The 13,094-nt window shown below is 40.7% G+C and carries 10 protein-coding genes; 1 reads left to right on the forward strand and 9 read right to left on the reverse strand.

Translation table 11 applies throughout. The annotated features are described in order from the left end of the window. Window positions 1–5 precede the first annotated feature (5 nt). The 6 genes from H8796_RS22055 to H8796_RS22080 form a co-directional block, all read right to left on the reverse strand. The gene (locus H8796_RS22055; protein ID WP_117933894.1) at window positions 6–1,430 is read right to left on the reverse strand and encodes a sialate O-acetylesterase; all 1,425 of its coding nucleotides are present in this window, start codon (window positions 1,428–1,430) and stop codon (window positions 6–8) included. Window positions 1,431–1,448: 18 nt separating this feature from the next. Next, on the reverse strand, window positions 1,449–2,684 hold the full coding sequence (locus tag H8796_RS22060; RefSeq protein ID WP_117933896.1) for an MFS transporter: 1,236 nt from the start codon (window positions 2,682–2,684) through the stop codon (window positions 1,449–1,451). A 3-nt stretch (window positions 2,685–2,687) separates the two neighbouring features. Beyond that, window positions 2,688–4,331, reverse strand: a complete 1,644-nt coding sequence (locus tag H8796_RS22065) for a sialidase family protein (RefSeq protein ID WP_117933898.1) — start codon at window positions 4,329–4,331, stop codon at window positions 2,688–2,690. 116 nt (window positions 4,332–4,447) lie between these two features. Further along, the gene (locus H8796_RS22070; RefSeq protein WP_004300605.1) at window positions 4,448–5,359 is read right to left on the reverse strand and encodes a dihydrodipicolinate synthase family protein; all 912 of its coding nucleotides are present in this window, start codon (window positions 5,357–5,359) and stop codon (window positions 4,448–4,450) included. Between the two features lie 35 nt (window positions 5,360–5,394). Continuing rightward, window positions 5,395–6,411, reverse strand: a complete 1,017-nt coding sequence (locus tag H8796_RS22075) for a hypothetical protein (protein ID WP_117934130.1) — start codon at window positions 6,409–6,411, stop codon at window positions 5,395–5,397. A 47-nt stretch (window positions 6,412–6,458) separates the two neighbouring features. Beyond that, complete coding sequence (locus H8796_RS22080) at window positions 6,459–7,211, reverse strand: FadR/GntR family transcriptional regulator (protein WP_004304171.1); 753 nt, start codon at window positions 7,209–7,211, stop codon at window positions 6,459–6,461. 296 nt (window positions 7,212–7,507) lie between these two features. On the opposite strand from H8796_RS22080, the gene H8796_RS22085 reads away from it, so the two are divergent. Next, window positions 7,508–8,071, forward strand: a complete 564-nt coding sequence (locus H8796_RS22085; protein WP_117933900.1) for a prolyl-tRNA synthetase associated domain-containing protein — start codon at window positions 7,508–7,510, stop codon at window positions 8,069–8,071. 626 nt (window positions 8,072–8,697) lie between these two features. On the opposite strand, the gene H8796_RS22090 is transcribed toward H8796_RS22085, so the two are convergent. From H8796_RS22090 to H8796_RS22100, 3 genes are read right to left on the reverse strand one after another with little or no spacing between them, the layout of a single operon-like run. Then, window positions 8,698–11,118 carry an ABC transporter permease gene (locus H8796_RS22090; RefSeq protein ID WP_117933902.1) on the reverse strand — a complete coding sequence of 807 codons (2,421 nt, stop codon included), beginning with the start codon at window positions 11,116–11,118 and terminating at the stop codon, window positions 8,698–8,700. Beyond that, on the reverse strand, window positions 11,115–11,831 hold the full coding sequence (locus H8796_RS22095) for an ABC transporter ATP-binding protein (RefSeq protein ID WP_004304173.1): 717 nt from the start codon (window positions 11,829–11,831) through the stop codon (window positions 11,115–11,117). The genes H8796_RS22090 and H8796_RS22095 overlap by 4 nt, the downstream gene beginning before the upstream one ends. A 12-nt stretch (window positions 11,832–11,843) precedes the next feature. Next, the gene (locus H8796_RS22100; protein ID WP_117933904.1) at window positions 11,844–13,091 is read right to left on the reverse strand and encodes an efflux RND transporter periplasmic adaptor subunit; all 1,248 of its coding nucleotides are present in this window, start codon (window positions 13,089–13,091) and stop codon (window positions 11,844–11,846) included. Window positions 13,092–13,094: the final 3 nt, after the last annotated feature.

The raw sequence follows: 13,094 nt of genomic DNA on the forward strand, positions 1-13,094 counted from the left end.
TAATATTATTTTGCTACAAAAGGAGAAGCCGGCAAGCCGAAGTTTGAAAATAGATTCAGCGGCTGATAATTTCTGAATCCATATTTAACCTCTACCGGTTCGGGAACTTGTTCGCTGGTTAGTATTACCTTTGTCTTATTATCAAAAAGAGTAGCTTTTGCTGGATAATAAACCCCATCCTTTCCGGCAATCTCAAATCCGGTAATCTCTTGATCATAAGATGTCATTCCCATTTCTACATAATCGAACTCCACAATCAACTTTTCTTTATCAATTGTAAAAGACTTGTAGATAGGACCACTATAAGGTGTTCCGTTACGTTGATAAGTCTTGGCTAATGCCCACAAAGCGAGTCTCTTTCCTACATTCTCTTTATCGGAAGGGTGCACACATGTACGGTTTCCGATATCGGATGTAACGACCATACCAGCATTGGGAATTTCTTTCAGACATTCCAGCTGCACTTGCCGAATCTCGGCCGCCTCAGTATTATCCGCATTTTTTCGTCCATAATCATAAGGAGCAATTTGCACATAATAAAAGGGAAACTCTCCTTGCTTCCATTCCTTTCGCCAAGACTCTACCATTGCCGGAAACAGCCGTTTATACACTTTCGGATTATTTAAATTACTTTCTCCCTGGTACCAAATTACTCCTTTAATCGTGAACTGTGTAATCGGATGAATCATCGCATTGTATAGCAATGTAGGCTCATCTTTTGGTCGGGCTATGTCTTTAGGATCTTTAGTCAGTGCCGATAAAGATATTTCCGGAAATTTTTCCATATATACCTCCTTGTTTATCCACGATTCTATTTTGGAACCACCCCAACTGGAGCAAATGACACCTACCGGAACTTTTAAGACTTTGCGCAGATAGTTTGCAAAGAAATAAGCAGTTGCACTGAAATCCGCCACATTGGCGGGGCTGGACTCCATCCAGGGAGTTGAAATACAATCATCCAACAATGTCTGGCTGCTATTTATTTTGAGTGTAACCATGCGAATGTCGTCAGATGGCAAGGATGTTGCAATCGCGTCACATGATCCTTTTACAGGTTGTCCTCTAAATCCTTTTACAGGCATCTCCATATTTGACTGCCCCGAACATAACCATACTTCGCCTATCAAAATATTTGTAAGAATTACAAGCTCACCATCGGATATAGTGATCGTAAAAGGACCACCGGCCGAAGGAGTCTGCACCTGTATTTTCCATGCCCCATCCAAAGCAGAAGTGGTTGTATAGGCTTTATTATCCCAGGATGTTCTAACGATAACTTTCTGCGAACGGGCAGACCAGCCCCATAGATTGGCTTTAGTGTTCTGTTGCAACACCATATCATTTCCAATAATTGCCGGCAACCTTACCTTTGCCTTCAAAGGTAGGATACAAAGTATACCAACAAATATGAATAGTATCTTTTTCATTATTTCTAGTCTTAAATGTTAATCTTTCATATCAATAGTCTTAGGTCGTAGACATGTGACCAAGATGACTAACATAATCAATACGAATATAGCCAGGAATGCAAAGTCTCGTCCCAAATGTCCGGCATCTGTAGACTCACCCAATATGCTGGTTATCGCTGCTCCCGCAAACACTCCACACATATTCATTATACCATAAGCAGTTGCCCTATAGCGGGCAGATACGAACTGACAAAGAATCGGCATATTATTAGCATCAAACATTCCGAATCCTACTCCGAACAATATCGTTCCCATCACTAATGCAAAAATAGAGTGCCCGAATCCTATAAACAATAAGGAAGGTATGATAAAGCCTAATCCCAATGCTCCTGTATAGACTCTTCCACGTACATTTTTAAGTACCCACCTGTCTGATATATATCCTCCGATTAATACTCCAAACAACGAAGACAAAGCGATGGAAATAGTAGACATAGGTCCTGCCACAGAAATATCAATAGACAGACTTTCGGAAAAGAGAGTCGGTAACCAATTTTTTGCAGCCCATCCCGGAGTGCCCGGCACACAGAAATAAAATAAGATGATCCAGAAAAAAACATTGGAGAATAGCATTCCCAAACTCTTCAGAACCGGTATTTTTTTTATTTTTACCTGTATCTCCGAAACGGTACCCCGTTCTTTATCGCGTAAGAAAAAAGCCAGAATAATGCCATATCCTATACCTATAATACCAAACCAATGGAATGTACTATGCCATGAATACATTGCAGCAAATGTTGCCCCAAACCCTCCTATCGCTTGCCCGACATAGAGTCCTGTCATATGTATCCCTACAGCTAATGATCGTGTTTTATCCTGATGGAAGTCAGCAATTAGAGACAGGGCAGCCGGTAGATATAATGCTTCACTTACTCCCATAATTCCACGAAGCCAATAAAGCTGGTCAAAAGTAGTGGCATATCCCATCAGATAAGTAACCCCTGACCACACACATAAGCTACCAACAATCAACCACTTGCGACTCATACGGTCACCTATAATTCCCGAAATAGGGCTCATCAGTCCGTATATCCACAAAAAAACTGCCATCAATCTACCAAAATTTGCAGCCGACTCCAATTCACGAACATCCGCCATCATAGGAATACGCATGGTAGAAAGCATTTGTCTATCCATATAGTTGAGTAAAGCAACTCCCCATAGTAATCCGACTACCACCCAAGGATATATATTTGAAGTTTTACTATTCATGGCTTACCTGTTTAGAATTTCAGTCAGATCAAATTTAATAAAGGCCATATTCGCCTGGCTACTTTCATATAATATCCCTATTGAACCTTCATCTATGGATGTAATACTAGAATAACCGGCACTGCGATATTGATCAAACAAAATCCAATATTTTTCAGGCCACGTCATTCCATCGTCAAAACTAATCTTGAGGGTCAATTTATCCCGTGTTTTATAGTCACTGGGATTTGCAAATAAAAGTATACTTCTTTTTTCTCCATTCACTGTATAATCATGTCGATGCAAACTCGCCATACACGTTGGTTCCACCAATGCTTTTCGTGAAGTAGGGTGTTCTGTCCACGTCTTTCCCAAGTCTGTTGTCGTACAGATTCTCCGGCCATTTACTTCTTTGTTTCCCCGGTTTCTATTATCACGCATATTCAACATGACAGCACCATCACTTAATTGTGCAGCATTACATTCCGTTACATTTGAATAAGCCGGGTTACTGGTTGTCCATGTCTTTCCGTGATCCTTACTATATGTGATATTAGAGAATGCAGTCCCTTTTTCATCCCGTCCCTGAGTAGGAAAAACTAAAGTCCCATCGGCCAATGTAATCCCATGTCCGGGAGCAGGAGCGAATAACCACCACTCAGGACGTTTTGTTTTCCCCGTTATATTATCTGGAAAACTCCAAGTCAGACCATCATCCGTGCTTTTTGTTATTAAGAATTGACAGGTTTCTTTTAAACCGACTCCCGGTTGCGAACCTTTTTTATGCCATTGATGTATCCAGTAAGTACTATTTTCATTTAAACCCTCTATCCACTTACCATTATCATCTAATGCCCCGTGCATCCACAATCCAGCTACATAAATATCATTTGTATTCCGATCCACAAGAATACAAGCGTCACTCACTCCATTAAACTTTTGTGGTAAACCACCCCACTCTCCCATATCCAATACCGTTTGAATAGGTTGCCATGTCAATCCTTTATCAAAACTTCTATGTAGGGCGATGTCCATATTTCCCTGTAAGTCACGGGTTGAATCATAACGAGCATCGAATATAGCCAATAAAGTTCCGTTATTACTAGTAGTCAATCCTGGAATACGTGAAGAAATAATGCCATCCTGTCCTTTTTGTCTCAATGCCACCCCTACCCGCAGAGGTATGACATCTTTATTCGAAACTTTCAGCTCACCACGGCTAGTTTGTATCCGACTACAATTCACACTAACACGATGATTTAGCGCGACTGTATCTCTCAATGTCACCGCTATCCAAAAAGACAAAGAATCCTGTTCTACCTGAATTTTATCTGTAAAAGAGATTTTCCGTGCAGCAGGCAGTGGTTTGCATATCAACCGTGACTCATCGATCAATCCATTTTTATGAACTCCATATATTGCGACAGAAACAATGTCAGCCAAATCTGTACTTCCTTGTAAATCGACATCTATCTGACGAATTGTGTATGAGTGGTTACCTGTTTGAATGACCGTTGCCTTAATAGTCGGATTTATCTGTTTCTTAACTAAAACAGGAATAACAGGTCTCTCCAGTACCCATTTTATGTCTTTACCTAAAGATGTGACTGGTGACACCAATAACAAAATCATCGAAAATATGATAAATATTTTCTTACTTACTTTCATAGTATCTTTATTTTAGGTAATTTTGAACGCATTTAACTAGATTGGAGGGGATAGACAGAAAGTAAAGTAGCTTACCCCAGCAATACACTTTTACTGTCATCTCCTCTTTATTATCTTCAGAATTCAAAGAATTTTATAGCGTCTAAATCACCTCTTAGTTTTTCATATTCATCAACAGAAAAAGGTTTTATCGGCAACCGGCAAGAACCGCAATCAATACCTATCAGCTTCATAATCGCTTTGCCACCGCGTACTCCGCCACCATATTTAATAATAACCTCCACGGTACGTATGGATTTTATCTGATTGTGGCGAGCCGTTTCCAAATCATTCATTTTCATTGAATCAAAAATAGCCTGATATACATTAGGAATATAATTATACGTACTCCCAACTCCTGCTACAGCTCCCATAGCCAAGCCAGAAATAAGAATTTCATCATAACCATGCAATACTTCAAACCGATGTTGCTCCAACTCTATGCAAACTCCCATCTCCATCAGGTTATTATGAGTAAACTTAGTACCCACCAGATTAGGTATTTTCTTTTTCCCTTCCACCAAAAACTTATCCACCGGCAAATTAACCCCTGTAATCGATGGCATATTATAATAATAGAAAGGTAAGCCAGCAGCAGAGTGGCAAATAGGTGCAAAAAAATCAACTAATTCATCTACTGTTCCCGGTTTAAAAAAAGAGGGAGCAATTGAAGCAATAGCATCGGCCCCTACTTGTGCAGCATGACGTGCCAGTTCCATTGCACTTCGTTGACAGTTTGAGCCTACATGAGCTATGACTTTGAATCGCTTACGGGCAGAAACGAGCCATTTTTCAAGAATTAATTTACGCTCATCGATCGTCAATGAAGAAAATTCACCGGTTGTGCCGCACACAAATACCCCTTTGATAGGAGTCGATGCTATCCAATCAGCATATTTATCAATAACAGATAAATTTACGTCCCCATTCTCATCCAATGGGGTGAAAGTGGCCGCAACCATACCTTCCAGTTTTTCATAATTGTTCATAGTGCATTTAATTAGATTGTTATTTTACTTTATTTTCAGAAAGTTCCTTTCAAAATTAAGGGAGTTCGTATACCAGGTTGTATTTCACCGCTTACCACGTAAACGTCATTCCCCATATAAACCGCATTTGTCGTAACAGGAATAGGATAAGGGCAGTCTAAAGAATCCACCAAAGAATTTGTCTCTGTACTGATGACTCGTAGCTTACGGCTAAATCCCGGATGCTCGGGAGATGTAGGTAGTATTTCTTCAACTCCTCCCAGTAGTATTATCTTGTCTTTTTTATATGGAATAGCAGTCCCCGCCATTACAGGAAAATTACCAGCTATTTTGCCCCATTTCCTGCCACCTGGTTCATATACGTACCCCTCCGTATATTCTACCATCACTTCATTCGGAGCATAACTCCTTCCACTAAAAAGATAAAATCGTCCTCCCTGAACCACACTTACCGCATAGGCGAGCGATGGTCCCTCCCAACCGGGCATCTTCTGCCATCCTTTTTCTTTATGCAATAAATCAAGCATATAAAAATGATTGGTCGACTGTTCATTTGTCATAGTCTCCTGCCCCCCAGCAATATAAATACAGTTATCCCCAATAGCCCCCGTTGCATTTGCCAACGGAACCGGCAAAGCCGGATAACTAACAGAATCTACTACAAATGAAACGCCCTCTTTTTTTATGAGAAAAACTTTATCGCTGCATTGCATACGATCGCATCCTCCAATACATAATAACCCTTCCGGCAAGCATATCGAAACTCCATAAGCTAATGGGCTGTTAAGGAAATCATCATAAACAGTCCACTTCTCCGTGTGCAGATCATAACTATATAAAGTAGACCACCAAGTTTTAACTCCTCCCTCCCAAGGATATTTATCAGGAAAGTTGGCTCCTCCCAGCACTAGTAATTTATCCTCTACTATTCCTGAATATGCACCAGCCAATCCAACGTTTTTCAACATACCGGTACATCCCGGAAGTAACAATGAGTTTTCCCATTGCATTACTATCTTATTTTCTCCTTTTCTCGAACAAGCCGTATTCATACATGATAAAATTAAAGATAAATATAAAATAAAAAAATACTGTTTTCTCATATACTATCTATCCTTTCTTCTTCGTTTTTCTCTGCCATCAATTCCAAACTCCGGTTCACTTTAAAAATCTTATAAACCTCAAAATGTCTTTCAATGGCATCACGATAGCCTTTCTCGTCTCCTTTTCTTATAAAATCCAATAAATCAGCATGAGTAGCTATTCTGCCGCTTTTACTCATCTCTATATTTATAGGTTTTAAGTAGTCTTTGAACTTTTCTTTCACATAGACAAGTATAGGATGAATGATTTCCTGAAATTCAGATATTATTTTATTTCCCGTAATTTTGTATAGTTTTGTATGAAAAGCCGATTCGCTGATTAACGCATACTCGTTATTCTCGAAAACAATTCCCATTTTCACAATCTCGCTCAATTCCTCAATATCTTTAGGAGTTATCTTACGGAAAATATCACTTGATATTCCTATTTCAAGTGCGATTCTGAAATCCAATAAATCCAAAATTGTTTCTTCACTCAAAACACGAGGATCTATCACTCTTTTCATTCCACCTAAAATGGAAGGTTCAGTCAAAACCATTCCCTTACGAGGGCGCGCATGAATCAGTCCCATCATTTTCAAACGACTCAAAGCTTCTCTGACAACACTTCTTGCAACTCCTAATTCTGCGGCCAGATTATTCTCATTGGGAATAGAATCTCCACATCTCAAATCATTCTTTTTAAAGTAGGTAAGTAAGCTGTCTTCTACCTGATCGATCAATGTTGTTTGATTAATTTCTATCTTCATATTATTAGATTTTATCATTTGTAGCATTTGTCTGACAAATAATACAAATGCAATATTAAAAGATTTTTTTTAGAATGCAAGGGCATTATAATAAGAAAATGCACATTTATGTTGAGAAACATACTTTTAGTACATATTGAGCTCTCATTTAGAACAATAGCAAGAGCAGAGATACTCATTTTAAACATAGTAGCGATATCTACTTATTATAGTGAAGGTATAAATTCATAAGATAGGATACCCCCAAAAATAAGCAATTAAAGATACAGACAAAATCACATATAAAAATCTAGGTTATGTCTATTGTATCTTTTATCTTTGCAACAATCAAAAAAAGCGATTATATGAGTCCTGATTCAGAATATACAGAAACACATGAGAATAAAATCTATGCCACTCTTGACAAACTGGGAATAGCGTATCAAAGTCTACACCACCCAGCCATAATGACTATGGAGGAAGGAGCAGAAATAGCCCAAAAGCTAGGTTGTACTTCATGCAAGAGTCTGTTTCTGACTAATAAACAGCAAGAATACTTCATGCTCTTATTGCCCGCAAATAAAAAATTGAAAACAAAAGAACTTGCCGGGCAGATAGGTAGTTCCCATCTCTCTTTTGCTTCCGAAAAGGCAATGGAAAATCTCTTGTGTACTTTTCCGGGGGCTGTCAGTATTCTAGGTCTTATCTACGATAAAGAGAACAAAGTACAGCTCCTGATTGATAAAGAAATTCTTGAATCAACATATATAGGATGTCATCCATGCGTAAACACATGCAGTCTAAAAATCAAATTGGAGGACATTCTTAAAATACTATTGCCCGAAATCAGTCATCAGAATTTTAATATTGTGGAGTTATAATCCGAAATTACAAAGTCGTACATTCTGCAAAAAAAACGAACATTTAAGCTAGTTTCACGACTTAATTAAAGTACATGTCTTGTTCCTCGGTGAGAAACACATCGTTGCACACCGAGAAACGGGTCGTTCCTTTTAAAGGAACGGGGCTTTGGTTTTAAACCAAAAAATAAACCATATAATCAACTAAATATCAGCGTATTACCAGATTGCTATTCCAACTAATGAGCATATTAGAATTTTATTGACAACTCACGATAGGATGGGAATGATAGAATAACAGAAAGGATAGAAAAATTCATTTTAAACATGGTGACGGTATCCACTTATGATAGTGACGGTATATTCGTGGGATAGGGTAACCATCCCGACCGGATAGTGACGCTATGTTTTTGCTGGGAAAAGAGCATAAAAAAAGGCTATCTATCCCAGACAGCCAATCTTTTGTTAACCTTAAATCTAATACTATGAAAAACACATTGCAAAGATACGGATTTTCTGCATATCTCCAAATTTTCAGGCTCAAGTAGCGTATCTTATAACATGGTTTAATAGAAGTAACAGTTTCGTTAACATTTAACATAAATCCATCGGATATTAACGAATATCCGATGGAGTAGATTCAGAGATTACTCATATCGCAATGAACGAGCAGGTTTGCTCATTATTATTTTCATTGTTTGGAAAGCCACTGTCACAAATGAGATAAACAGCATCAGCAATACAGGTACTATAAAGAACCACGCTTTGAGATCGGTACGGAAAGCATAATGCCTTAACCAGGCATTCATACTAAACCAAGCTACCGGAAGAGCTATAACAACCGCAATCAGAATCAACTGGAAAAATCCTTTAACCAACTGATAGAAAAGATTCCAGCGGGAAGCTCCCAACACTTTACGTATTCCCATCTCTTTGGTGCGGGTGGAACAGGAAAACATGACTAATACCCAAAGTCCGAGACAGGAAATAAAGATTGCCAATCCGGTGAACGAACCGATCATCGCTCCGAAAACCTCGTCTTGCCGATATTGGTGGTCGAAGAACTGATCGAGAAAGAAATAATCAAAGCTGGAATCCGCGAAATACTGATTCCAGATCTCTTGCACTTGAGATACCAGTTCACGGGGATTTCCGGAAGCCATCACAACAGAGATATAACGTTGGGGCAACCAATCAATTTTATCTTTATGAATCAGCATGATAGGTGTATAGTTCTTACTCAACGCCTGCTGATGATAATCTTTCACCACTCCGATAATCTGCATTGGCGCATCGGTACATTCTACTGTTACCAACTCGCCTATCGCCTCATCATTGGAGGCAAATCCCAGATTACGTACAGCCGTTTCATTAATCACCAGTTTATCGACATCATCACCATATTCTTCGGAGAAACTTCTTCCGGCTACTATCTGCAAACCGTATGCATCTGCATAATCAGGATCACAAGCCAGCATTTCATAAAGACGGTTCTGCTTCAAAGCGTCATTGGTGCGACGATTGGAAAGGAATGTGGCCACTTCTTCTCCTGGTACGGCACCGGAGAAAGTAACCCGATGGACCAGAGGAAGACGCGCGATTGCTTTTTTCATTGCTTCCAACTTGATATTCTGCCCCTCTGTATGTCCCGGAAACTTAACCACTAATGTCTGGTTGGTTTTCACTCCCAAAGATTGATTACGCATAAAATTCAGCTGTGCAAAAACAATCAATGTAACACAAAGTAAAATCATGGAAGCTGTATACTGGACAACCACCAGTACCTGACGGGTTCGGTCGCCTGACTTGCTATGCAAAAACTTCCCTTTCAACAAGGTTATAGGTTTGCGATTCAATAAAGCCAATGCCGGATAATACCCGGAAATAAATATTCCGGCTATGAAAACGAGAACCAGCAAAATCCACCAGTAATCCATGAACCAGACAGAAAACGTAACTGTACGTCCTACCAATTGGTTGAAATGTGGAAGAACCAGTTCTATTAATCCCACAGCTAATATGAAAGCTATCAGATTCATAACCAAGGCCTCAAACAGGAATTGATAAATCAACTGTTGGCGGAAAGCTCCCACTACCCTGCGCACTCCCACTTCTTTAGCACGCTCCATCGAACGTGCTACGGTCAGATTGATATAGTTAATCCAGGCAATAGCCAGAATAGCGACAGCCGCAAAAATCAGGGCGATCATAGCAGAACGATTTCCTTTGGTTTCCGTCTCATAGCCTATCTGTGGGGTGAGATGTATATCTGCCAAGGGAATTAAAGACACGCCCCACGTCTTATTTTTCAGTGCTTCTTCTGTCTTGTATTTCTCCGCCATCACAGGAAATTCTTTTTCTATCTCCGCTTTTCTTTCCGGTGAGTCGAGCAAAACATACATATAGGCTTCATGCTTATACCAGTATTCCTGCATATATTGAGGCAGAGAGGCATAGGAAATCAGAAAATTATAATGAATGTGTGAGTTGGAGGGCATTTCTTTCATGACTCCGGTCACTTCGCACGATACTTTATCATACGTTCCGGTAAAGATCAGAATTTTGCCGATAGGGTCTTCATCTTTGAAATACTTACGGGCAATACGTTCGGTGATTACCACTTGCCGGGGCATGGAGAGACAAGTCTTTTTATCCCCTTTCAGAAGTTCGAAATCAAAAAGACGGAAGAAGCCCGGATCGGCATAGGCTATCTGATTCTCCCGTAATGTCAGTTCGCCATATTTCACAATCTGCTCCGGTTGGAGATGGGTAGCGATACGGGTATAATCTTCGATTCCGGCAAGATTCTCTTTCATGGCCGAGGCATATCCGAAAGAGCTGGTCGCCCAGTAATCGGTCAGGACTTCCCCTTCATGAAAAGTGCTTTGCACCCGATAGATATGGGCATATTTCGTGTGCATTTTATCAAAGCTGAACTCAAAAGTGACATAGGTTAGCATCAGTAATGCCGATGCCATTCCGATTGCCAATCCAAAGATATTGATGAAACTGAACTTCTTCCGCTTCATCAGATTCCGATAGGCACTATTCCAGTAATTCCCTATCATACGGTTTCGTTTTTAGATGACGTTTTCTTTTCCAGCGGACGGTTTATGTTTTCGGCTACAATCTGTCCGTCCAATAGTTGGATGACCCGGTGTGCATATTTCGCATCCCGCTGTGAGTGGGTGACGATAATGATTGTGGTTCCCTGACGGTTGAGTTCGCTCAACAGTTCCATCACTTCGATGCCATTCACCGAATCCAGATTTCCGGTAGGTTCGTCGGCCAGCAGTAGTTTACATTCAGTCACTACGGCACGGGCAATGGCTACACGCTGTTGCTGTCCGCCGGATAACTGCTGGGGATAATGATTCGCACGATGTAACAGGTTGACTTTCTCGAGCACTTTGTTGACTCGTTCTTTCCGTTGGAGAGTCTTCATACCAAGATAGACAAGTGGCAGTTCCACATTCTCATACACGGTCAGTTCGTCAATCAGGTTGAAACTCTGAAAGATAAAGCCCAGATTGCCTTTCCGCAAAGCAGTCAACTGGTTTTCAGTCATTTTATCGACTTGCTTCCCCTCAAAAAAGTAAGAACCGGAAGTCGGAGAATCCAATGTACCGAGAATATTCAGCAAGGTGGATTTGCCGCATCCTGACGGTCCCATTATCGCTACAAATTCTCCTTGTTCCACCTGTAAGGTGACATCATTCAATGCTTTTGTCTGCACCTCTTCTGTGGTGAAAAGCATAGATAGTTTTTCTGTTTTAATCATAATAATTATTCATTATTTTAGTATTAGTTTCTCATTGTCTCCAAATAATTCATAGCCGGATATGATTACTTTCTCACCCGGAGACAAACCGTCTGTCACCTCGTAATACTGTGGATTCTGCCGTCCTATCTTCACAGGGCGCCGCGTGGCAAATGTACCACTTTCATCGACAACGTACATCCATCGGCCCCCGGTAATTTGAAAGAATCCGCCACGGGGAACCAGAATAGCTTGTGCCGGATCACCCAATTGCAGGTTTATGTGATAAGTCTGTCCGGCACGGATATTCTCCGGTCGTTCGGATATAAAATTGAGGTCTGTACGAAACTGACCGTCTTTCACTTCAGGATAGGGTTTAGTCACTTCCAGTTTATAGGTTCCTCCGTCACGGGTAAAGTCGGCAGGAAGTCCGGGAAGTACCCGTTCTACGTAGTGCTCGTCTATCTGTGCCTGTACTTTAAGGTCGGAAGTGATGATTTGCCCGATATGTTCACCGGCAGAAATAGATTGCCCGATTTGCGCATTCAGGTTTCCTACCTGTCCGTCAATCGGAGCTTTCACTTTCAGGTTTTCCAAGCGCTCACGAACCAATGCCAAGCTCCGTTTCATATTACGTATATTCTCGTCAAGACTGCCTATCTGACTTTCCCGAAAAATATGATCCTGACGGATACGTTCGTCAATAACAGCCAGTTGCTCTTTGGCTGCTATATATTCTTCCTCTGCCTGGCGATAGTCTTCACGTGCTATCAGTTGTTCGTTTACCAAACGTTTATACTGCTCATAACGGCGTTGCTTCCCGATAAGCTCTTTATTCAGGCCGATACGTTCTTGTTTCAGTTGCAACCGTTCCTGCTCCATACTAATCCGGGTATTACGCAACTCGTTTTCCTGATAAGCAAGATCGGCTTCACTCTGCATGATACCGATATTGAGCAATGGGTTGCTAAGACGCAGAATCACATCACCGGCCTTTACCATAGCTCCCTCTTCTTTCAGGCGCTCTTCCACACGACCGCCCTCGATGGCATCCATATAGATAATCCGGCTAGGCATGACCTGACCAATCACACGGATATAATCACTGAACTCGGCCTGCTTGACAGTAGCAATTGTCAGCCGGTCTTTCTCCACTGCCATAGAAGAGGCTATATCTCTGAAAATAAAATAGGCAATCACAGCAAGTCCGAGCATTACCCCACCGACCCAATAAAGACGTTTGCGATTGATGCCGGGTTTTCGTTCAATAGGTGTATCCATAAT

The organism is Bacteroides sp. M10, from assembly GCF_014334015.1.
Taxonomy (GTDB): Bacteria; Bacteroidota; Bacteroidia; order Bacteroidales; family Bacteroidaceae; genus Bacteroides; species Bacteroides intestinigallinarum.